This window comes from Sphingomonas sp. P2_B6 (assembly GCF_056404755.1).
In genome coordinates, this window is the sequence record NZ_JBFUDK010000005.1 from 177,194 (window position 1) to 199,583 (window position 22,390).

General features: G+C 66.0%; 20 protein-coding genes. 6 read left to right on the forward strand and 14 right to left on the reverse strand.

Annotated elements, in window-relative coordinates; all coding sequences use genetic code 11:
* Window positions 1-29: 29 nt before the first annotated feature.
* The 5 genes from AC1DX5_RS09630 to AC1DX5_RS09650 all read right to left on the reverse strand — a co-directional run bounded on the left by AC1DX5_RS09630 (window position 30) and on the right by AC1DX5_RS09650 (window position 5,122).
* Entirely contained in the window at window positions 30-1,319 is a 1,290-nt protein-coding gene (locus AC1DX5_RS09630) for a glycerate kinase type-2 family protein (RefSeq protein WP_478015098.1), read from the reverse strand.
* Between the two features lie 222 nt (window positions 1,320-1,541).
* Entirely contained in the window at window positions 1,542-1,976 is a 435-nt protein-coding gene (locus tag AC1DX5_RS09635) for an excisionase family DNA-binding protein (protein WP_478015100.1), read from the reverse strand.
* 121 nt (window positions 1,977-2,097) lie between these two features.
* Window positions 2,098-3,750: a M56 family metallopeptidase gene (locus AC1DX5_RS09640; protein ID WP_478015102.1), complete on the reverse strand. Its 1,653-nt coding sequence runs from the start codon at window positions 3,748-3,750 to the stop codon at window positions 2,098-2,100.
* Window positions 3,747-4,133 (reverse strand): BlaI/MecI/CopY family transcriptional regulator, encoded by a 387-nt coding sequence (locus tag AC1DX5_RS09645; protein WP_465170679.1) that lies wholly within the window; start codon window positions 4,131-4,133, stop codon window positions 3,747-3,749. Before AC1DX5_RS09645 ends, AC1DX5_RS09640 begins: the two co-directional genes overlap by 4 nt.
* A 92-nt stretch (window positions 4,134-4,225) precedes the next feature.
* A complete protein-coding gene (locus tag AC1DX5_RS09650) occupies window positions 4,226-5,122 on the reverse strand; it encodes an AraC family transcriptional regulator (RefSeq protein ID WP_478015103.1) in 897 nt (298 codons plus the stop codon).
* Window positions 5,123-5,272: 150 nt separating this feature from the next.
* Here AC1DX5_RS09650 and AC1DX5_RS09655 point away from each other — a divergent pair, with 150 nt between their 5' ends.
* Window positions 5,273-5,995, forward strand: coding sequence for an SDR family oxidoreductase (locus tag AC1DX5_RS09655; protein WP_478015105.1), 723 nt, complete (start codon window positions 5,273-5,275; stop codon window positions 5,993-5,995).
* A 78-nt stretch (window positions 5,996-6,073) separates the two neighbouring features.
* Here the strand turns inward: AC1DX5_RS09655 and AC1DX5_RS09660 are convergent, their stop codons facing one another.
* Genes AC1DX5_RS09660 through AC1DX5_RS09670 form a run of 3 tightly spaced genes read right to left on the reverse strand, consistent with a single transcriptional unit; the run spans window position 6,074 to window position 8,028 of the window.
* Complete coding sequence (locus AC1DX5_RS09660) at window positions 6,074-6,835, reverse strand: alpha/beta hydrolase (RefSeq protein ID WP_465174854.1); 762 nt, start codon at window positions 6,833-6,835, stop codon at window positions 6,074-6,076.
* 49 nt (window positions 6,836-6,884) lie between these two features.
* Entirely contained in the window at window positions 6,885-7,181 is a 297-nt protein-coding gene (locus AC1DX5_RS09665; RefSeq protein WP_465170683.1) for a putative quinol monooxygenase, read from the reverse strand.
* A gap of 49 nt (window positions 7,182-7,230) precedes the next feature.
* Window positions 7,231-8,028, reverse strand: a complete 798-nt coding sequence (locus AC1DX5_RS09670) for a type 1 glutamine amidotransferase domain-containing protein (RefSeq protein WP_478015107.1) — start codon at window positions 8,026-8,028, stop codon at window positions 7,231-7,233.
* Between the two features lie 321 nt (window positions 8,029-8,349).
* On the opposite strand from AC1DX5_RS09670, the gene AC1DX5_RS09675 reads away from it, so the two are divergent.
* The 3 genes from AC1DX5_RS09675 to AC1DX5_RS09685 all read left to right on the forward strand — a co-directional run bounded on the left by AC1DX5_RS09675 (window position 8,350) and on the right by AC1DX5_RS09685 (window position 10,607).
* Window positions 8,350-8,532: an alpha/beta fold hydrolase gene (locus tag AC1DX5_RS09675; RefSeq protein WP_478015109.1), complete on the forward strand. Its 183-nt coding sequence runs from the start codon at window positions 8,350-8,352 to the stop codon at window positions 8,530-8,532.
* Window positions 8,533-8,754: 222 nt separating this feature from the next.
* The gene (locus AC1DX5_RS09680) at window positions 8,755-9,537 is read left to right on the forward strand and encodes a carbonic anhydrase (RefSeq protein WP_478015111.1); all 783 of its coding nucleotides are present in this window, start codon (window positions 8,755-8,757) and stop codon (window positions 9,535-9,537) included.
* Window positions 9,538-9,665: 128 nt separating this feature from the next.
* The gene (locus AC1DX5_RS09685) at window positions 9,666-10,607 is read left to right on the forward strand and encodes a 3-keto-disaccharide hydrolase (RefSeq protein WP_478015113.1); all 942 of its coding nucleotides are present in this window, start codon (window positions 9,666-9,668) and stop codon (window positions 10,605-10,607) included.
* Window positions 10,608-10,623: 16 nt separating this feature from the next.
* On the opposite strand, the gene AC1DX5_RS09690 is transcribed toward AC1DX5_RS09685, so the two are convergent.
* The 6 genes from AC1DX5_RS09690 to AC1DX5_RS09715 form a co-directional block, all read right to left on the reverse strand.
* Window positions 10,624-11,274, reverse strand: coding sequence for a glutathione S-transferase family protein (locus AC1DX5_RS09690; protein WP_478015115.1), 651 nt, complete (start codon window positions 11,272-11,274; stop codon window positions 10,624-10,626).
* Window positions 11,275-11,328: 54 nt separating this feature from the next.
* Window positions 11,329-11,697 (reverse strand): YciI family protein, encoded by a 369-nt coding sequence (locus AC1DX5_RS09695; RefSeq protein WP_465170688.1) that lies wholly within the window; start codon window positions 11,695-11,697, stop codon window positions 11,329-11,331.
* 124 nt (window positions 11,698-11,821) lie between these two features.
* Window positions 11,822-12,271, reverse strand: a complete 450-nt coding sequence (locus AC1DX5_RS09700) for a VOC family protein (RefSeq protein WP_478015117.1) — start codon at window positions 12,269-12,271, stop codon at window positions 11,822-11,824.
* Between the two features lie 92 nt (window positions 12,272-12,363).
* On the reverse strand, window positions 12,364-15,357 hold the full coding sequence (locus tag AC1DX5_RS09705) for a TonB-dependent receptor domain-containing protein (RefSeq protein ID WP_478015119.1): 2,994 nt from the start codon (window positions 15,355-15,357) through the stop codon (window positions 12,364-12,366).
* An 884-nt stretch (window positions 15,358-16,241) separates the two neighbouring features.
* Complete coding sequence (locus AC1DX5_RS09710) at window positions 16,242-19,136, reverse strand: TonB-dependent receptor domain-containing protein (RefSeq protein ID WP_478015121.1); 2,895 nt, start codon at window positions 19,134-19,136, stop codon at window positions 16,242-16,244.
* A 211-nt stretch (window positions 19,137-19,347) separates the two neighbouring features.
* A complete protein-coding gene (locus tag AC1DX5_RS09715; protein WP_465170692.1) occupies window positions 19,348-20,064 on the reverse strand; it encodes a FadR/GntR family transcriptional regulator in 717 nt (238 codons plus the stop codon).
* Window positions 20,065-20,189: 125 nt separating this feature from the next.
* On the opposite strand from AC1DX5_RS09715, the gene AC1DX5_RS09720 reads away from it, so the two are divergent.
* Both AC1DX5_RS09720 and AC1DX5_RS09725 read left to right on the forward strand, forming a co-directional pair.
* On the forward strand, window positions 20,190-21,125 hold the full coding sequence (locus AC1DX5_RS09720; RefSeq protein ID WP_478015123.1) for a dihydrodipicolinate synthase family protein: 936 nt from the start codon (window positions 20,190-20,192) through the stop codon (window positions 21,123-21,125).
* A gap of 72 nt (window positions 21,126-21,197) precedes the next feature.
* Window positions 21,198-22,388, forward strand: a complete 1,191-nt coding sequence (locus AC1DX5_RS09725) for a mandelate racemase/muconate lactonizing enzyme family protein (protein ID WP_465170694.1) — start codon at window positions 21,198-21,200, stop codon at window positions 22,386-22,388.
* Window positions 22,389-22,390 lie beyond the last annotated feature (2 nt).

Genomic DNA, 22,390 nt, shown 5'->3' on the forward strand with positions numbered 1-22,390 from the left:
GCATCCCCTCGCTGAATCTTGTCGTGTTGTCAGTCGACCCCCGCCGGCGCGATCAGAATCGCGCGCAGATCATTGACGTTGGTACGGGTCGGCCCGGTGACGACCAGGTCGCCAAGCGCCTCGAAAAAGGGATAGGACAGGTTCGCGTCGAGCATCGCCTGCGCATCGAAGCCCAGCGCGCGGGCGCGGGCGAGCGTGTCGGGCGTGACGATCGCGCCGGCATTATCCTCGGTGCCGTCGATGCCATCGGTATCGCAGGCGATCGCGTGGAGGCCCGGCGCACCATCGAGCGCAATCGCGAGGCCGAGCAGATATTCCAGGTTGCGCCCGCCCCGACCGTCCGGGTTGGCGACGCGCACCGTGGTCTCGCCGCCCGAGAGGATGACCTGCGCCCGGCCATCCGCCGCGCGCCGGAGAGCGAGCGCGGCGTGCTCCGCACCGAGCTGCCGGGCTTCGCCTTCCAGACCATCGCCGAGATCGGTGACGGCATAGCCCTGGGCTTCGGCAAGGCGGGTTGCCGCCGCCAGCGCGTCGCGGGCGCGGGCCACGACCAGCAACTCGCCGGTGACCATGGCGGGCGCGGGGGTCTCATTGGCGGGATCCTCGAGCGCGGCGACGACGGTCGCGGGCAGCGCGATGCGGTGGCGGGCGAGAATCTCGCGCGCCGTTTCCAGTGTGGTGTGATCGGCCACGGTCGGGCCGCTGGCGACGAAGCTCGGGTCGTCGCCGGGCACGTCGGAGATGACCAGCGTGGTGGCTCGCGCCGGCGCGGCGGCGACGGCGAGGCGGCCGCCCTTCACCATCGAGAGATGCTTCCGCACGCTGTTGATCTCGGCGATGGTTGCACGCGAGCGGAGCAGCGCCCGAGTCACGGCCTGCTTGTCGGCAAGCGCCACGCCGGGCACCGGCAGGGTGAGCAGGGCCGATCCGCCGCCCGAGATCAGCGCAAGCAGCCGGTCCTCGGCCCCGAGCCGCCGTACCAATTCAAGCGCGCGGGCCGCCGCGGCGAGGCTGTCGGCATCGGGCACGGGGTGCCCGGCCTCAATCAGCTCGAAATCGGACGGGAGATGGTGCGGCGGGCCGGAATGGCCGTGGCGGGTGATGATCAGCCCGGACAGCGGCCCCTGAACCATATCCGCCGCGACCGAGGCCATCGCCGCTGCGCCCTTGCCCACCGCGACGATCAGCGTGCGGCCGGCGACGGGCTCTCCAACGACATCGGCCGGGATGCAGCGATCGGCAGTAACGGCATCGACCGCCGTGTCGAACAGGGCCCGGAGCAACTGGCGCGGCGGCATCGCATCGGACACAGCCGTCACCGGTGGCGCGTCCGCGCAGAATCCGGACATGACCTTGATGGCCGCAACCTTACCCTCCCCTGTCCTGCCGTCTCCGCCTCGCCTTTCGGGGACGGACCGGTCGGCACCTTCGGTGAAAGGGCCGGCGACTGCAATGTCAGTGTTGGCGAGGAGCGCTATTCCCGCGACGCCTTCAGCCGCCGGACGCAGCATGGATGGCGCCGCCCGAACGGCCCGATCACATCACACGCCTTGCTGCGCGGCGGCGCGGGCCGCGCGGTAATCGAGCACCTCGCGCACCGGCAGCTTCCGGTGGGTGCCGACCATGCGATAAGGCAGCTCGCCCCGGGTGAGCAGCTTGACGAGGTGCGGGCGCGACATGTTGAGCAGATCGGCCGCCTGCTGCGTGGTCAGCTCGGCCTCGAACGGCACCACCGCCACGGCATTGCCCTTGCCGGTTTCCGCCACCATGCGCAGCAGCGCGCGGAACACCGTTGCCGGCAGCATGATCGCGTCCCGACCGACACCGGCAGGCAGGCTGACCAGGTCGTCGCCGCGATCCAGCTTGGACAACTGGTCTGCCGCGGCGCGCGCCGCATCGATCTCGGCGCCGCTGGGCGGACGGACATCAGCCATGTTCAGCGCCCATTCGGCCATCGCGCTTCTGCCCGAGGTCATCAGCAGGCGTCTTTGGAAAAGTGAGTCTCACGTCTCATCGCTGCTCCTTGACTCGCGGACGAGCCTGGGGCGTCCACCGTCACACGGTTGGTGATTTTTCGGCTGCTGTGATGGGTTGCGGCTAACCCGCCCCGTCGCCGGCCTGGTGTTGCCTGTCGCGTTCTTCCATGCGCTGGCCGATCAGGTGCCAGAGATCGATCTCCGGCCGCGCCCGCCTCGCCGCGGCGGCATAGGCCGGGGTGACGCCGAGTTTGGCAAGCTGGACGAGCTTCCTCGACGGGATGCCGTCGAACCCGGCCGCGCGCATGCCGGTGACCAGCGCCGGGGTGACTCCATAAAGGTGGTAGCCGACGAAATCATAAAGGTTGGGCGGTGCCGCGCCCACGGCACGGAAGGCTTCGACATCGCTGGCGCGGGCGCCGTGCGACCAGAGGATCTGGAGCTGCTTCGCATTGGGCAGGCCAAGCCCGAGCGCCGTGATCGAGCGCAGATAGTCGGGCGTGATGCCAAGCTTCTCCAGCATCGGCAGCGCGCGCAGATCCCCGCCATAACCTGCTCGGAGCATCGCCGCCTCATAGGATTCGGCGGCCGGTGCGGGCGGAGCCGAATCGACGGCGTCCCCCTTCTCGACGGCCGCCGCCGGCAGCGGCTCGGGTACCCTTGCCGGCACGGGCGCTTCCGTAGCGATGGTGGTGGCCGTGAAGGTCGCCCCGCCGGCGATCCGGATCATCGGGGCGTGCTTCGGCCGGACGGGCTGAACGACGGCGGCGCGCGCGCGCGGCAGGATCGTGACGGCGCACAGGCCGAGCGCGGCGATGCCCGCCAGCATCAACGGCGCCGCACGACGCGGCGCGGGCAGCGCCTCGCCCAGTATGTGCGCGACCCGCAAGCGCAGTGCCGAGGCCGGCCGATGCCCGTCAAGCGCCAGCGCAAGGGTGGGCGCTGGAATGCGCGCCGCTTCGAGCGTGCACAGCGCGGTGGCGAAGGCCAGCGGATCGCCGCACGCCACGAGCGCGAGATCGTCGCAGCAATGCTCGCGCTCTTCACGCAGCCGCCGGCCGATCCACCACACGGCGGGATGGAAGAAGAACAAGGTTTCGACCAGGGTCTGCAGCAGGTTCCAGAAATAATCGGCGCGGCGGATATGCGCGAGTTCATGCGCCAGCACCGCTTCGAGCTGATCGGGCGTCAGCGCGGCCAGCGCCGAAACCGGCACCACCACGACCGAGCGGAACAGGCCCATGACGAAGGGCCCCGACGCCTGCCAGGACAGCCGCAACGATACCGGGCGCAGCGTCATGCGGAGGCGCAGCTGTTCGACCATCGCCGCCAGGGGCGCCGGGACTTCGATATCGGCCGCGCGTACGAGACGGCGCAGCAGGATCCAGCCGCCGATCGCGCGGACCGACAGCAGCGACACGCCGGCAAGCCATGCCAGGTCGAGCCAGAACAGCAACGCGTCGTGCGCTGGCGACCAGGCAGACCGGAACGCCGTACCGTCCTTCATCGCCGCGAGCGCCAAGGGCACATCCTCGTCGGCAATCGGGATGGCCAGGGATTGCGCGGCGACCCGCGCCAGCGCCTCCTGGTGGATCAGGGTGGCGATCGCCACAGCGACCATCGCCAGCAGCGCCGCCAGCGCCAGGCCGTAGCGCGCCCGGCTGCTCAGGCCGGACAGCGCCCGGTCGACAACGCCATAGACGAACGCGATCGCCGCCGCCTGCCAGGAGAAATGGATCAGGGTCCAGGCGAGAGCGTCGGCGTGCAGGGTCACGGCTTCGGCCTTTTCGCGTCGATCAGCTTGCGGATCTCGCCGAGCTCGTCGGCATCGACCGCTTCCATCGACAGCGCGTGCATCGCGAGCTGTGCCGCCGACCCGGCGAACAACCGCGTGGTGAGGTCACGCAGCAGCTGGCTCTGGGTGTCGCTCTGGCTGGCGGCGGCGCGGTAGAGATGCGCCTTGCCCTGCTCGGTCCGCTCGACCAGCCCCTTCTCGGTCATGATCTGCAGCGTCTTGAGCACCGAGGTATAGCCGCGCGGGCGATCCTGGCCGAGGCCGTCGAACAGCTCGCGCACTGTCGCCTCGCCCTTTGCCCATAGCGCCGCGAGCAGCTCCAGCTCGGCCTCGGTCGGCTTGGGAAGATCGGTCCGCGTCATGGCCGACTCTCTATACGAAGAACTTCGTAGGTGTCAACGAAGACTTTCGTAGGTGGTTTGGCGACGGCCGTACGCCATTGAGCAGAACGGCTTCAGACGCCCGCGCCGTAATTCTGCGCCGCCTGCAAGCCCTCGATATCCTGGCGCGGCGGGGCGCCGAACAGGCGGCGATATTCCCGGCTGAACTGGGACGGGCTGTCGTAGCCGACCGCGAAGCCGGCCGCGCCCGCGCTGGTGCCCGCTGCGAGCATCAGCCGGCGCGCTTCCTGCAGGCGCAGCTGCTTTTGATATTCGAGCGGGGTCATGCGCGTCACTGCCTTGAAATGCGCGTGCAGCGACGACGCGCTCATCCCGGCCGCCGCGGCGACCTCGTCGATCCGCAGCTGTTCGTGAAAGCCGTGGCGGATGCGCGCGATGGCACGGCTGATCTGGTTCAGATGGCTGTCCGCAGTCGCCATGTGGCGCAGCATCGCGCCATGCGGCCCGGTCAGCAGGCGATAGGCGATCTCCCGCTCGATCAGCGGCGCGAGCGCGGCCACCGTGTCGGGCCGGTCGAGCAGCCGCACCAGCCGGCACGCGGCGTCGATCAGGTCGGGATCGCCCGGATAGACCGCGAGCGCGGGCAGCGCGCTCCTGGCAGGCGTGCCGCCATCGGCGATCACCAGGTCGGCGAGCATGGCGGGATCGAGATCGATCTTGCAGCACAGATAGGGTGCATCCGGGCTCGCTTCGAGCACATGGCCGACCAGCGGCAGGTCGACCGAGACCAGCAGATAGCGTGACGCATCATAGATCACGCTGTGATCGCCCAGCGACACGCGCTTCGACCCCTGGGCGATCAGGCAAAGCGATGCCTCATACACCGCCGGCACCGGTACCGATGGAACATCCGCGCGGATCAGCGACAGCCTGGGGACCGCCGTGGCGGAAATCCCGGATTGTGGCGCGTGACGTGCGATGAGGTCGGTCAGGTCTGCGATACGGTGCATGGCGCGGTGAGACACGATCCTACGCAGCCGCGCAAGGTTCGACCGTCATTTTTGGAGGATCGTGCAAAGCCTGCGGGCGATCACTCTACCACTCGCCACCCCGCTCGCCCCATTTCTCCGTCACCACCTCAGGGCAAGAAGGACATGACCATGACGAGCCTCGACAAGACCATCCTCATCACCGGCGCATCGAGCGGCATCGGCGAAGCGACTGTGCGCGAACTGGCCGCCACGGGCGCGCGGCTGTTCATCGGCGCGCGTCGCGGCGAGCGGCTCCAGGCGCTGGCCGCCGAACTCGGTGCCAATGTCGCGTGGCGCGAACTCGACGTCACCGACGCAGCCGACTTCGCTGCGTTCGCCGATGCCGCCGAGCAGAAATTCGGGCGGATCGACGTGCTGATCAACAATGCCGGCGTCATGCCGCTGTCGCCGCTCGCCGCGCTGAAGACCGACGAATGGACCCGGATGATCGACGTCAATATCCACGGCGTGCTCAACGGCATCGCGGCGGTGCTGCCGCGCTTCGTCGCGCAGCGCAGCGGGCATGTCGTCAACGTCGCCTCGGTCGGCGCGCACTTCGTCCTGCCGACGGCGGCGGTCTATTGCGCCACCAAATATGCGGTGTGGGCGATCACCGAAGGGCTGCGGCAAGAGCATGACGACATCCGCGCCACCGTCATTTCCCCCGGCGTGACCGCAACCGAACTAGGCGACGACATCAGCGATCCGCAGATCGCGGCGGCGCTGAAGGACTGGCGCCAGAAATCGCTGACACCGGACGCGATCGCGCGCGCGATCCGCTACGCGCTGGAACAGCCCGAGGGCGTCGATATCAACGAAGTCATCGTGCGGCCGACCGCCGCCAATATGTAAGGCGCGGCAGCTGCCTGCTGGCTTTCGGACGAGCTGCCACGCTCCTCCGAAAGTCCGGCAGTTCCTTGCATCCAGGAGCTATTTAGCCGCGCCTGCCGCGGTTTCGATAAAGGCGGCGACCTGCTGAGGATGCGACAGCATTACCGCATGGCTGCTCTGTATCTCGGCGATCGTCGCCTTAGCCCGGGTCGCCATCAGGCGTTGCGTGCTCGGCGCCACCATATGGTCCTTGAGCGTCAGCATGTAGAAGGAAGGCTTCGTCTTCCACGCGGCGTTGACGATCTTCGGCTGCACCGCGCCAAGCCCCCAGGGCACCTGCGCGGCTGCCATGAAGCGTGACACCGACGGGTCGATATCCGCGGCGAACGCGTTCGGGAATTTCTCCGGATCTACCATGAGGAAGCCCTCGCTCGGCGGCAGCAGCGGGGCGGAATCCTCGCCGGGCGTCGGCCTGGTCGCAAGATCGAACACCGATTCACCGACATCGGGCGCGAAGGCCGCGAAATAGACCAGCTTCTGGACCTTGGGGTCAGTGCCGGCTTCAGTGATGACGGCCCCGCCATAGGAATGGCCGACCAGCACCACGGGATGCCTTGCCCTGGCGATGACCTGGCGCGTTGCATCGACATCTCCCTGAAGGGTGATGGTGGGATTCTGGACCATCAGGACTTCGTAGCCGTCGCGCGACAGGATGTCGTAGACCTGCTTCCAGCCGGATGCGTCGGCGAAGGCGCCGTGCACCAGGACGATCGAAACCGGCTTCTCAGGGGCGGCGGCGGGTGTGGCGGACGGGGCGGCGATGGCCATCATGGCGAACAAACTCCAGATCATGCGTTTCATCGAAGGTCTCCAGTTGGTCGGTGCGCGGCGGCGCAGGCGGATCGAGCGATCAGCCGATCGCCACGGGATCGAGCGTCAGCGGCGTTCGGTCGGCGAGGTCGCCGACGCTGCCGGCATAGTGACGGAAGTGCGGCGATTCACGGTGTGCGACCGCGGCAGCCATGTCGGTGTAGAGCTCGTCGAGGACGAAGCGGTCGCTGTCGGCCTGATCCTGCCAGATATCCCATCGCAGGTTGCCTGGCTCAGCCCGACTTGGCGCGATCATGGTGTCGAGCAGCGCCCGCAACGCCGCTACCTTGCCGGGGCGCGCGACGAGAATCGCCATGAGTTTCACTGGACCAGGCATTGCGCTCTCCCCGGATCGGAAACGGCGCCGTGATCGCGCGCGCTGCCGCTCATGCTTCGACGCTCGTGCGCGCCAGTGCCGCGATGAGCGCCTTGGCGATCGGATGGTCCGAACGCGGATTCTGGCCGGTGATCACTTCGCGGTCCTCGATCACTTTGGGGGCGAAATCCGGGCCGGTCTCCACATGGGCGCCCGCGATCGTCAGCGCCTCGGGCATGTGGAAATAGAGCTTGCCGTGGAGGATATTGTCCTCGATCGGCTTCTCCTCGCTCGCTGAATAGACCGTCATGGTGTAGCCGGCATATTGCCAGTCCGTGGCAAGCTCGGCCGCCTTGGTCTTGTCGCCGGCGATGAGGGCTGCACGGAATTCCCTGGCGCGCGGCATGGCGGAAACGGACGCCATCGGGCCGTGACAGAGAAAGGCAGTGGGTTTGCCCTGGGTGTGGAAGTGGCGCAGGATCTCGCCCAGATCGCCATCCTGCATCAGATCGACCACCGGCGCCTGACCGCCGGGCGTGAAGAAGGCGAGATAGGGATCCAGCCCGCCGTCGATGATCGCGCGCAGGGTCGAGACATTGTTCATCGCCGGATGCGTGTCGAAGAACTGCCGGCCACGCCTGTGCGCCGCCTCGTCATTGTCGAAATGCATCGTCTGGTCGGAAACCGGATCGATAAACGGCTTGGTGCCGTTCGGCGTGGCAAAGACGATGTCATAGCCTGCCTCGACCAGCGCCATCACCGGCACGACCAGCTCGTTCAGATACTGGCCGGTCGGCCCGGTGCCGCCGCCCTGAATCTCGATCCGGGTAGCATTGGAGCCAACAACGAGCACTTTCCCCATGGACATGATCGGTTCTCCCTTCGGTCGACATTGATGCGTGCCGGTCGACGGTGACTTGTGACAAGAGCGCGCATCCCCGTGCCGGCGGAGCCGGAATAGCCTGGCGCGCAGACCAGCGCAGGTTAAACAACGTTAAATTTCGACAGTTTTAGGCTGCTTCGCAACGATGGGAGCAGGCGAGCGAGGCACAGCAAGCAAGGAGCTGTTCCTCGCGGCATGGCCGGACCAACTTCGTCCGGGAAACCAGTCTCAAGGTAACGATCACGTATCCGCGACGCGAGCGCGCTGTCCGAGACCAAATTCTACGACGACCTGGTCGCGATCGACGTGCCGGTGCTGGTGCTGCACGGCGAGGACGATCAGATCTGTCCGTTCACCACCACCGGCGCGAGATCGGTCAAGCTGCTGAAGAACGGCGCGCTGATCTCCTATCCCGGTCTTTGGCACGGGACGCCGACCACGCATGCCGACATCATCAACCGCGATCCGCTCGCGTTCATCCGGAGCTGAGTACAGCTTCGGCGCAACGAAGAGGATGATCATGGGGCCGGGAGCGGATCAGCTGCTTCCGGCCCCAATGCGATCGGTCCGCCGACATCGCATTATCACCAGATAGAACTATTTCCGATCTATCTGTCACTTGTCAGGAGTTTGCCGCAACTTGAACAGTTTCCATGCCATTTGGCGCACCGTGGCGGCAACACCGGGCAAGAGTCCGCCTGAGTGTCGCGAATGCGTTGGACAGAATGCTTTCGCCCGGATCATAAAGAATCTCTGTCGAATACGAACATTCGGGTGGGAGTTGATCGGATGATTTCACGTCGCACCATGATTGCTGCCCCCGTCACCCTCCCCTTGATGTCGGGTTTCGCCTGGGCCGCCGCCGCCCAGGAGATGGTTCCCCCGGTTTCGGGCAAGACGCCCGACGAAGCACTGGCGTTGCTGCAAGACGGCAATCGTGACTATGCCGCCGGGAAGGCGCCCGATCGCGACAAGAGCGAGAAGCGCCGGCTTTCCCTGGTGGAGTCGCAAAGCCCGTTCGCGGCCCTGGTCTGCTGTTCGGATTCGCGCGTGCCGCCCGAGCTCCTGTTCGGGCGCGGCCTCGGGGAGTTGTTCGTCGTCCGCAACGCCGGCAACGTCGTCGACACGGTGGCGATGGGCTCGATTGAATATGGCGTCGCCGTGCTGAAGGTTCCGCTGATCCTGGTGCTCGGGCACGAGCGTTGCGGCGCGGTGGATGCCGCGGTGTCGGTGGTCCTGAAAGGAAAGGACTATCCCGGATCGATCGGCCGGATGATCGAACCGATCGTGCCGGCTGTGCTCCAGGCGCAGCGGGCGGGCGCAACCGATCTGCTCGAAGCATCCACGAGGCGCAACGTGTCGCGCATCGTCAGCCAGCTTCGCCATGCCTCCGAGCCGATGCTGATGACGCCGATCGCCGAAAAGAGCCTGCGCATCGTTGGCGGCACCTACAGCCTCGCCCGGGGCGAGGTGGATTTCTTCGATCTCGGCTAGCCGACGTCGACCCGCCGGGTATCGTCCGCCATTGTCCGTCGCCACTTGCTGACGCAAGCTCCCGCGGTGAGTGCCGTCCGCTGACTCGCGGGCACGCCGGGCACGGCGACGTGACGAGGGAGAAGATCATGGTGGTGAACCGAGCGTTGCTGACCCTATTCCTGATGCCGGCCGCCGCACTGGCACAGGATTCAGCCGAGCGGGCGCGCGCCATCGCGGGTGACCCGCCTGCCACCACGCAGCGCCTCATCCTCGCTGACCTCCCGAAACCGGTGGGCAAGCGAATCGCGCTGTTCGACGGCCGCAGCCTCGCCGGATGGCAGCCATGGCTCGGCTATGCCGACCCGGCGGTGACCTACAAAGCCAATCCCGGCAGCGCGCCGATCGGCGCCAGCCGCGACACCAGCGGCGATTTCGCCGTCCGGCAGGTCGACGGCGCGCCGGCGATCCGGGTGAAGGGCGAGACGTGGGGCAGCCTCGTCCACCATGCCGACCTCCGCGACTATCATCTCCGGCTCCAGTATAAATGGGGCGCACGGACATGGCCGCCGCGCGAGCGCCTGCCGCAGAACAACGGCCTGCTCTACCACACCCACGGAACGCCCGGCGAGGTGTTCGGGACATGGCGGCCGTCGGTGGAATTCGAGATCATGAAGGGGTCGACCGGCATGGTCGTCACCGTCGGCACCAGGGTGCGGGCACGGACAAACGTGGCGTTCGATCCCTCGCTGATCGCGCCGCACCTACGCTTTCGCATGGGGGGCACGGAGATCGACATGATCAACGGCACCCCGACCTGGAACGTCGAGGGCGCAAGCGATGCGGAACGGCCAGTCGGCGCCTGGAACACGCTCGATCTCTATGTGCTTGGCGACCGTGCCATTCACGTCGTCAACGGCGTGCCTGTGGCCGAGGTGCGCGGTCTGGCGACCCTGGCGCCCGACGGGACGCGGGTGCCGCTGACTCATGGCCATATCCAGCTCCAGTCCGAGGGCGCCGAGACCTGGTTCCGGGCGATCACCATCGAGCCGATCCGCACCCTGCCCCGACTCGTTGTGGCGGGCGGCTAGCGGTGCCGGCCTCTCGTCAGCCGCCCGAAGCGGCGGTGAAGACCGCCAACTGGGCGGCAAACGCCCGCTTGAATGCGGGCCGCGCTTCGGCGCGGGCGACATAGGCCGCGAGGTTCTGATATTCGTCCAGCAACCCCGATGCGCTCAACCGGCGCAGCACCTCCACCATCATCAGGTCGCCCGCGCTGAACGCCCCGTCGAGCCAGTCGGCATCGCCAAGCCGGCGCGAAAGGTCGCCCAGCCGGTCCCGGATGCGATCCTGCACCAATGACAGGCGTTCCTCCGCCCAGGGCTTGTCGCCTTCCATGAACTTGACGACGACGAGATCGAGGATCGGCGGCTCCACCGTGCTGAGCGCAGCAAACATCCAGGTGATCGCGCGTGCCCGGGCATCGGGCTCGTCCGGCAACAGGCCGGGATAGCGATCCGCGAGATGGAAGATGATCGCCCCGGATTCGAACAGGACGAGACCATTGTCCTCATAGGTCGGGATCTGCCCGAACGGATGGAGCGCCCGGTGCGCGGGCTCCTTCATTTCGGCGAACGAGACGAGGCGGACGTCATAGGGCTGGCCGACTTCCTCGAGCGCCCAGCGGACGCGCATGTCGCGCGCGAGGCCCCTGCCGCGATCGGGGGATGTTTCAAACGCGGTGATGGTAATGGTCATCTTCACGCTCCGGTCGATGGCAAGGTGCGCCGGGACCGAGCCCGCGTCGGCACCTCACTGGAAATCGCTCGCCTCGTACAGCGGCCGGATTTCGATCTCGCTTGGCCCCGGCATGGGGTTGGGGCAGCGCTTCACCCAGGCGACCGCCTCGTCCATGTCCTTGACTTCCCAGAGCCAGAAGCCGGCGACCAGTTCCCGGGTTTCGGCGAAAGGCCCGTCGATGACCGTGCGGCCGGGTCCATCGAACGCGACGCGCTTGGCCTCGGAAGTGGGCTTGAGGCCATCAGCGGTGCGCAGGATGCCGGCATCACGCAGCTCGTCGTTGAACTTGCCCATCGCCTCCATCATCTCCGCCGTCTCGGGCGTGAGGACAAAGCCCTTTTCGCTGTCTTCGGTCGCCTTCACGAACACCATCACATGCACTGGCTGTCTCCCTTGTTCGAGCCGGGCTCAGCTGCCCGACATTGGAACGACGAACGGGGCTGTCGGGAATCGACAAGGTCCTGCGATATTTTTTCGTGCCGCCGGGCGCGTCGGCGTTGCGGTCCTAGCGATCCGCCTTTGGCTGCCACAGCTCGATCTTGGTGCCGTCCGGATCGAGGATCCAGGCGAACCGGCCGCTCGGGTCGCTATCGTCGCGCTTGAGGATCTCGACCCCTTTTGCCGTCAGGCGCGCGATGAAGGCGTCCAGATCGTCGACCGCGAAATCGATCATGAACTCCCGGGTGGAGGGTTCCATATAGCTGGTGCCCTGCCGGAACGCGTTCCAGGCGAGAACCGGGGGATGACCGGGCGCATCGTAGCGAAGCACCGCGCCGCCGAACGCTTCCACCTGAATGCCCAGCACGTCGCGGTACCAGGCGGCGAGCGCCTTCGGGTCCTTGCTCTTGACGAAGATCCCGCCGACGCCGGTGATCCGTCCGGCCTGTTGAGCCTGTGCCATATCGGGCGCGCCCGACATCATCAGTATCGCCATCACCCCGATTCCGCGCAGCATCGCTTTCTCCCTGCTTCGAGTCGGCCCTTCTGTAGCATGAGATGGAAAAGAAGCGCCGCCTCCGCCCGGAAGCGGAGGCGGCGCAGATGCCTTCAGAACTTCGCGCGGAGGCCCATACTGATCACCCGGCCCAGCGGGCTGGCGCCGTAGGAGTCATAGCCCGGCGACCCGTTGTAGAAAGGCGGATCGCGATCGAACAGATTCTCGACATCGACATAGACTTCGCTGTCGCCGAGCAGACCGCCCTTGGAGAAGTTCCAGGCGAGATGCGTGTCGATCGTCGTGTTCGGGCGGACCCGGTCGCCGCCGGCGCCAGTGGGGGCGCCGCCGGCAATCACCACCGGGCTGATCGTGGAGCCCGACCAGTTGCGATATCCACCGACATGATTGGCGAAGATGCTGGCCGAGATGCCCTGATACTCCCACATCAGATAGGCGCGGCCCTGAGTGCGGATCGACGGGAAGGTGGTGTTGAAGCCCGTCGTGCCGAGCACGCTGAAGGTACGGCCGCCGGAAAAATTCTGGTCGTATTTCAGGAACTGGGTGACGGAGCCCCCCGGCGTGAACGTGCCGATGCCGGTCGGGATGCGCCAGCTTGCGGCGATGTCGAGGCCCTGAATCGTCAGGTTCAACGTGTTCCGCTGACGGAAGTCGTAGATGTAATAAATGCGCGTCGGCAGCCCGGTGGTGATCGGAACATTGCCGATCGCCGCCGCGACGATCGGGTCGGTCGGCGACAGGCCCTGTGGATAGAAGACCAGCAAATTGTTGATCGAGGCCGAGTTGATGATCGCCGAGAGCGGAGGCGAGGTGATGCCGCCGCGCAGCTTGTTGTTGAACAGGGTGGTGGAGATGCGCAGCCCGTTCAGAAAGTCTTTCGGCGCGAAATCGAAGCCGATCGACCAGGTCGTGCCCTTTTGCGGGTTGAGGCCCGGATTGCCCGTCTGGATGCGGATGCCCGGGGTGGTGCCGCTGATCTGGCAGAATCCGTTCGAGCACGGAATGCCAGGGATCAGCGCGACGTCCGGGAAGGACGAGACTGGTACCTGCTGCGTATCGCTCAGCTGGACGACGGCCGATTCATTGTAGAGGCCGTTGGCATTGGGATCGCCGAGCGAGCGGAGCGACGGCGCCACGAACGACTTGGACCAGTTGCCGCGGATCTTGAGGCCGTCGAACACTTCCCAGTTCGCGGCGACCTTGGGGTTCGAGGTGCTGCCGAAATCGTTGTAATGATCGTACCGGCCGGACACGCTGATATCGAACTGGCGCACCAGCGGCACGCCCATATCCGCGCCGATGACCGGCACCAGCAATTCGCCATAAGCCGACTGCACCGACCGGCTGGTCGGGAAGAAGAAGCTCTGATTGGCTAGGCTCGACGGGCCGGTGCCGTTGGGGCGATCGACCGCTGTGTCGAGCGTGTAGCTGAGCAGTTCGCCGCCGACGGCGATCCGCACCTTGCCGGCGGGCAGTTCGAAAACCGATCCGTCGATGCCGATGCGGCCCTGCTTGATGACGTTCTTGCCGCGCTGCGCCGAGCGGCTGTCGATGAGGCGCGCGAGCACTGCCGCCGAGGTGCGGTTGCCGCTTGGGCCGTTCCACACATCGAGCGCATTGGCGCCGGTCAGGCTTTGCTGAACGACGTCGGTGCGACCGGGGTTGGACTGGTTGGCGACACCGTTCGCATTGGTCGTGCCGTTGAGCGCGAGCAGCGCACAGGCGGTGCAGAGCGTGCCCTGCGTGAGCGCCAGCGTCTCGTCCTGGCCGATCATGCCGAGTGCGGTGATGCGGAAATTCTCGCCCAGGCGATATTCGGCGTTGAGCGTGGCGAACCAGGTCTGCGCCGAATTCTCACTGGTCGCGCCCGGACCGAGCAGCTGGTCCGCGTTCCAGCGGATCGTCTGTGTCGTGCCCGTCTGCCCCGGCGGGTTGGTATAGAAAGGATTGGCCTGGCCGATCGCATTGGTCGGATCGCCACCGCTATTCGCGGCGTCGGTCTGGAACACGCGGGCAGTGATGCCGCCGCGGGCGACGCGCGACAGATTCTTGCGCTTCGAATAGTTGAAGTCGCCCGTGAAACTCAGATTGTCGCCGACATCCTGCGTGATCTTCACATAGCCGGTATGACGGGTTTCCTTGCCGAGCCGGTCCGAAAAGAGCGTCGTGTCGCACGGCGCATTGGCACCGGCATTGGCGACCGTCGAGGTCGCGGTCGGCGAGAGATAGACCGGCGCCGAGCCGGCGGTCCCCATCTGGATAGTGGCCGGAGAACAGTTGAAGCTCTGGAAGTTCGAGCCGCCTTCGTCGAGGTGATTGGGCTGCAGGAAGGGGCGCGCGGCATAGTCGTTCACCAGCGGCCCGGCCTGCGAGAAGCCATAGGCGACCAGCACCGATCCGGTATCCCAGCGGTTCCCGTAAAGCAGGCCGGCGCTATAGGTGCGATAGCCGCCATCGGCGAAGCCGAGCTGGCCATTGGCCTGGAAGCCCTTGTAGTTCTTGCGCGTGATGAAGTTGACCACGCCGGCGACCGCGTCCGAGCCATAGGTGGAGGACGCGCCCTCGGCGAGGACTTCGACGCGCTCGATCGCGATGGTCGGCAGCATCGACGGATCAGCCAGCGCATGGTTGGTGCCGCCGAGCGGGAGGCGGTGGCCGTCGATCAGGGTCAGGGTCGAGTTGGACGCCGACGAGCCGAGGCTATGGATGGTCGGGGCATAATAGCTGTTGCCCGCCGTCTGCCCGACACCCGCGCCGCCAAGGCCCGTGATCGAGGGCACGGTCTTCAATATCTGCTGCACGTTGACCGAGCCGGTCTGCTCGATCGCTTCGCGGCCGACCGAGACGAGGTTGGCACCGACGGGCGCGACGCCGCGGATGCTGGTGCCGGTGACGACGATGTCCTCGCTGCTCAGTCCGGCATCGTCCTGCGGCAGTTGTTCGGTGACCTGAGCCGGCGCCGTGGGCGCCGCCGTGGATTGTGCCCAGGCGGGTGCCGATATGGATTGTGGTAGGGCGATCATGGACGCCATGATCAGCAATAGGGCTGATATCCTGTGGATCAGCCATCGCATCGGTTGGATCATTTCAGTCTCCCCTGATGGTGCATCGCGCGCATCGCGGATCGGCAAAGCTCCACCGCGCGCACGCCTCCCGGACCCCCACGCCTCTGCGGGCGCTGAAGCTTCTTGTTTTGTCACGGAAATATGGGCGGCGGCCTGCCTGCCCCGCGCGTCTCCTCTCCCCTTTTCGTCGCTCGGTTTCGAAGGACCGAATCGACGTTCACGGATTAAATAGAATGGCAAATATGATATAGGATAGTGGAAACTTGCATACACGGTCGAAAAACCGCAACAAATTTCGACTACTTCCAGCTGGTGCGCAGTAATGTTACCGCACACATCTCCAGCCACTCTGGCGCGCGGGGCACCAAAGGAGCGGGATTTCCGTCATTGTCGCGATCAGATGCGTTTACCGCTCTGCCCTCGCCAGGGCAGCAATGGTTGCGATAACTTCGGTGAGGTTCAGCCGTCCCATTGGATCAGCATGATGACGCGGCTGGACCTGCGGCGTTTGCAGCCTTCAGGCGATGGATTCTGGTCTGCGCATGCCGTTCGGCCGAAAAACCGTGCCACTCGGCGGCATGGGGCGACGGTGGCGACACGAGGCCGGACGCTCGGCGCATTTCATCCGGGCCGGGCCTGTTACCGCGATAGGCGTGGCGGATGGACGCCCGCTACCTCGTGCCTGCAGCCACAGGCGATACCCGGTGGGAAGCCGCCCGGCGGCCGACAAACAAGGCGCCACGACCCATGAAGGAATCCGCGCGGCCACGAACGGAACTTCCGCCAGGGCTCTATTGAAGGTTCGCCCGTGCGCATTGAGAGCCTTGGCCGCGCCGGTAACCGGGCCGACGATCGACAAGATCAGCATCCGTCGCCCCTGGAGAGGCGACGGATACGGAATCTGGTCAGAAGCGGACGCGCACCCCGGTAGTGAAGTAGCGGCCGGTCACATCGTAGATCGACCGGAAGGTGGAAACCGCGAGCCCGGGGTTGGAGCCGATCGGGGTGATCGGATAACCGCGATCGAACAGGTTGTTCACCGTCGTGAAGATCTGGAAATCCCCGTGCGGCGTCCTGATGTCGTAGCTGAGATTCAGGTCGGTGTAGAACACGGAGCCGATGGCGTTGTTCTTGTACACGAACAGGTTCGACCGCTTGTAGCCGCCGATGTAGCGGCCCTGTGCGCCGATGGTGAAGCCGCCCTGGGCGTAGGACAGGTCCAGATTGCCGCGCCATTTGGGCATCGGGAAGGGCTGGTTGCCGGAATCGGCGAAGTCGGCGGTGCCGGCATATTCGACCGCAGCGGCGGTAGCCGATCCCTGCACCGTGTAGCTGATCAGGCGGGTCGCGAGCAGGCGGCTCGACAAGGTCCCGCCGAACAGCGACGTGCGATACGAGGCTTCCATGTCGAGCCCCTCGGTGCGAGCGCTCGCCACATTGCTCTGGAAGATGTTCACCCGGCTCGGGAAGTTGGCCGTGGTCGTGTTGGTCGGCCCCAACGGGCGAATGATCTGGCTGCAGACCGGGCTGGTATAATTGCTGTTCGCGCAGAGATCGAGCACCTGGATGCTGGAATATTGGCTTGCGATCGCGTCGCGGATCTTGATCCGGTAATAATCGACCGAGAAGGCGAAGCCGCGCAGGAAGCCGGGCTGGAACACCAGGCCGCCGGTCAGCGTCGAACCCACTTCGGGCCGCAGGTTGGGATTGCCCTGGCTGACCTCGGTATATTGCGCGAGCTGGTTGGTGAGCTTGTCCGAATAGGATTGCACGCGCTGCGTGGGGCCGGCGAAAAGCTCGTACAGCGTGGGTGCGCGGATATCGCGGGAGACGGTGACGCGGGCCTTGAGGCCGAAGCCGGGCTCATAAGTGCCGCCGGCCTTCCAGGTCTGGACTGAGCCGGACGTCGAATAATCGGTGTAGCGGAAGGCGCCGTTCAGCTCGAGCGACTTGCCGATCACCGAGTCCTTGGCCAGCGGCACGACGACCTCGCCAAAGCCTTCCTTGATCGAATAGGCGCCGGTCGCGGCGGTGACGTTGGTGAACGAGAAGGCGAAAGTATTGGTCGGCACACCGCGAATGCCGGTGAAGGAGGGCGGGGTCGCGGGGTTGCTGTTGGTGACCTGGTCGAGCGTCTGGCGGCGATATTCAGCGCCCACCACCACTGAAACCGGGCCGGCCCAGGTCGAGAAGGGCTCGCCCGAAATGCTGCCCTCGACATCGTGCATCGTGTTGATCGCGCGCCACGTCGTGCGGCGCATGACATAGCCGATCGCCTCGGGCGACGCATTGCCGACGCCGAACACGTTCAGCGGGACGCAGCCATCCTGTACGCCCGGATTGGTGATGGTGACGCGGCACACGATCTGCCCCGCGGGGTTACGGACCGCATCGACCGCGGCATAAAAACGCTCCATGTCGAGATCGAGCGCCGAGGAATCGAGCCGGGTCCGGCCATAGGTGTAGTTGACGCCCCATTTGAAGCTGCCGAGACCGCCCTCGATACCGGCGTTCAGCACCGTCGCGCGTGTTTCCTGCTTCGCGGTGTAAAAGGGGAAGTCGGAGAAGAAGCGGGTCAGGCCGAAGCTCGGCGTCGCGCCGAGCGCAGCACGATCTGCCGGATCGAGATAGGCATTTTCCGCGAAGATGCGCATGCCCGTCGTCGAGGAGCTGCGCGTCACCGGCAATTGGTGATCCGAATTCACCGCATGATTGTACGTGCCCTGCAGGTGGACCGACGTGCCGCTGCCGAGATCGAACGATACCCGGCCGAGATATTGCTCGGTCGTCGCCGCAGCACTGAGCGAGCTCTTCGATGCGGGAAACACAGCCCCTTCGCCGCCATAGCTCAGGCCCGAGCGCCCCGTCGGCGTGCCCGCGTTGAACGCGCCGACGCGGCCGTTCGACAGGAATTGCTGGCCGCGCAACGGACCATCGAGAATATAGCCGCCATCCGTGACGTTGTTGAAGCGCACGCCGGAGACGTTGGAGAAGGGGTCGGCCACCGTGCCGGCGCCGATCACGGCGTAATTCTCGTTCACGCCGGCGCGCGACGAGCGCTGCGCGATACCGTCCGACTGATAGCGTTCGGCACTGCCGATGATGTGGAGGCGGTCGTCAAGGAAGCTGTGGCCGAACGCGGCGCCGAGGCGCGTGGAACCATTGTCGCCGCGCGACGAGATGCCACCCTGCGCCTGCAGCTTCAGGCCAGTGAATTTCTTGTCCAGGATGAAATTGACCACGCCCGAAACGGCATCCGACCCATAAGCGGCCGAGGCGCCGCCGGTCACGACATCGATCCGCTCGATCAGCAACTGCGGGATCATGTTCGCATCGGTGCCGCCGGCGTTGCCGGTCGGCGGCAGGCGCTGGCCGTCCTGAAGCACGAGCACGCGTTGCGCACCGAGCGAGCGCAGATTGAGATAATTGCCCGTGCGCACGCGGCCAGCATTGGAGTTGCGGTCCTGCGCATTGCTGATCGAGCCGGTGAATACGGGGAGCTGGTTGAGCCCGTCGGACAGGCTGGCCGGCGCCTTTGCGGTAAGCGAATCCGCCTGAAGCATGGTGACGGGTGTCGGCGCCGAGTAACCGGCACGCGCCACACGGCTGCCCGTGACGACGATATCCTGGCTTGCGTCCTCGGACGTTTCGGCTGCCGCCACAGCTTGCGCGGCATCCTCCTGGGCAGTTTGCGCCGGCGGTTCCTTGACGACCTGCGCGCTGGCCGGCTGTGCGCCAATCGCCAGCACCGGAACAATCGCACTGCCCGTCAACAACGTGGCGATAAGGCCCTTCCGCATCGGCATCCTTCCTGATCGTCCGGTTTCATCGACCGGCTCATTTGTTGCACGCCACCTTTCCGCGGCGCGGGGCCACGGCCTCCAGGCTGGACCTGTCGGGGTGTTGAGCGACGGCGTGGTCGTCTGCCATGACCCCAACGGAATCGGGCAAGCGTCTTTGCTCGTCTCTACTTGTAAATTGAACTAACAGGTGACGAACGTCAATAGCCGATTATTGGTCGCGCCTTCCGTCGGTCACGCGCTGGCGTACGCGATCGAGATGATAGCGCATCGCCAGTTCCGCCCCCTGCCCGTCGCGCCGGGCGATCGCATCGTAGATCGCGCGATGTTCGTCCATCACCCGCTGCGCCCGTTCGGGGCTGCGCTCCTTCGTCAGGCCGAGCGCGATCACCATGCCGCGGCGAATCGCGTCATCGAGCGACTGCAACACCTGTTCGAACAACATATTGCCGCTGGCCGCCGCGACCGCCTGATGAAAGGCGAAATCGGCCGACGCGGTGACGCCGCCGATGCGCATCTGGTCTTCAAAGGCCTCCATCGCCCGGCCGAGCCGGCGCAGCTCCGCCGCGGTGTGGCGCGTCGCGGCCCATGCCGCCGCCTGGCCCTCCAGCGCCAGGCGCAGCTCGAGGCACCGCAGCATGTGCGCGACATCGCTCGGCTGGGAAAACCGCGTCAGCCCTTCCGGCGGGGCATTCTGCACGACCGTGCCAAGGCCCTTGCGCGTGATCACCAGGCCGTCCGCCTGGAGCCGGACCAGCGCCTGGCGCACGACCGGCCGGGATACGTTGAACAGACCACAGAGCTGGTTTTCGGAAGGAAGCTTGTCGCCCGGCCGCAATGTTCCCGAGACGATCTGTTCGAGGATCTGCCCGTAGAGCCGGTCGCCCAGGCGCTCCTTTTTTTCCGGTATCGCAATCAGGTTGGTCAAATCGGCCTTCTCCGGGAACATCCCTGCGCCAAAGGCTAGCATGATCGCGTACGGTTGACATCGCTCTTAACATGTAAATATAAATGACAAGGTAGCAGCACAAAACGCGACGGGGAGACGGGTGAATGGCGAGCAAGCCGGATGATCGGCTGAGGAGCGCCCTGCGTGGCGTCTCGGGCATTCTCACGACCCCGTTCGATGCCGACGACCGGCTCGCACCCGCCCGCCTCGCCCCGGTGATCGACCGCGCGATCGGCGCCGGCGTCGATGTGCTGGTCTCCAACGGCAATACCGGCGAATTCTACGCGCTGACCACCGCCGAGGCGGAGGCGATGGTGCATGCCGGTGCCGAGCTCGTCGCTGACCGTGTCCCCCTGATCGCCGGTATCGGCCGCAGCATCGGCGATGCGCTGGCACTGACGCGCGCGTCGCGCGCGGCGGGCGCCGCCGGCCTGATGGTGCACCAGCCGCCCGATCCCTTCGCCGCGCCGCGCGGAATCGTCGACTATGTCGCGCGCATCGCCGAGACCGGACAGGGCCTGCCCGTCCTTCTATACCTGCGTGATGACGGTATCGGCATGGACGCCATCAGCGATCTCTGCGCCATTCCGAACGTTGTCGGCGTCAAATGGGCCAGCCCCACGCCGCTGCGCCTGGCCGAGGCGATCAGGGCGAACGATCCGTCGCTCGTATGGAGTGGCGGCCTGGCCGAGACCTGGGCGCCGATCTTCTACGCGGTCGGCGCACGCGGTTTCACCTCGGGCCTGATCAATGTGTGGCCGGAGCGTTCGGTCGCGATCAGCCGGCTGCTGGAAAAGGGCGACTATGCCGGCGCGCGATCCCTGGTCGAGAGCATCGCCCCGTTCGAGGCGCTGCGCTCCGAAGAGCGCAACGGCGCGAACGTTTCGGTGGTCAAGGCGGCGCTCCAGCTGCTCGGCAATGATTGCGGCCCGCCGCGTCCGCCCGCAGCCTGGCCGCTGTCCGATCATGCCCGGCAGGTCCTTGCGGATTTGCTGCGGGACGTGGCCGCCGATAACGCTGCGGCGCTGGCCGAAAGCTGACGCCGGCAAACAATCGCCGCCGTGACGGCAGATGTCCGTGACGCAGGCGCAACCAAGGACGAGGACGACCCGATGAGAATAGATCGCCTCCGTGCCTTCATGACCCGTGATGGCGGACGGCCGCGCGTGATCGTCGCGATCGATACCGATGCCGGCATCACCGGCTGGGGCGAATGCTATAATCATGGGCCGGACCGCGCCTTACCGCCGATCCTCGACTATCTCGCCGAGTTCATCGCCGGGCAGGATCCGCGCCGCATCGAATATCTGATGCAGCTGCTGATGCAGCAGGCGCGCTTCCCGCCGGGTGCGCTCGGCCTCGCCGCGATTTCCGCGATCGATCATTGCCTGTGGGACATTTCCGCGAAGGCGCTCGGCGTGCCGGTCTATATGCTGCTCGGCGGCAATGCGCGCGACCGAGTCCGCACCTATTCGGGCATCTACACTGCCCCGGATCCGCAGGCGGCGGCCGACACGATGGCGATGCTGCGCGAGGATTGGGGCTTCACGGCCTTCAAGCTCAGCCCCTACCGGATCGATATCCATGCCAATCGCTGGGGCGAAGTGGTGCGCACCAGCGCGGACTATTTCCGGTCGCTGCGCGAGCATGCCGCGCCCGATATCGACATCGCGTTCGACGCGCATGCCAAGATCTTCGAGCCGCGCCTGGCCGCCCAGCTCGGCAATGCGCTCGCGCCCTATGATCCCTTGTTCTTCGAGGAGCCGATCCGTCCGGAGAATGTCGAGAAATGGGGGGAACTGAACCGCAGCCTCACCTGCGTGCTTGCCACCGGTGAATCGCTCTACAGCCGATACGAATTCCTGCGCCTGCTGCAAGTCGGCGGGTGCGACATCATCCAGCCGGATATCTGCGTGGTCGGCGGGCTGCTGGAGATGCGCAAGATCGCCGCCATTGCCGAGGCGCATTATGTCACGGTCGCGCCGCATAATCCGATGGGACCGCTCGCGACCGCGGTGAACGTGCATTTCTGCGCGGCGCAGCAGAACTTCAAGATCCTGGAATATCGCTTGCCCAACCCGGACGTCCTGCCCGGCGGACGCGAGGGGATGAAGGGCGAAGCGGTCGGCGACGCGCATTATGTCCGCGATCCCTATCTGCCGCGCGACGGTTACCTCGACCTGCGCCCCGACCGGCCGGGCTGGGGCGTCGAGATCGACGAGGCGCATCTCGCCACGGACAATTATGTCCGGTGGGAGCGCAAGCTGCCGAAGCGCCCGGACGGCTCGATCGCGTTCGCGTGAGT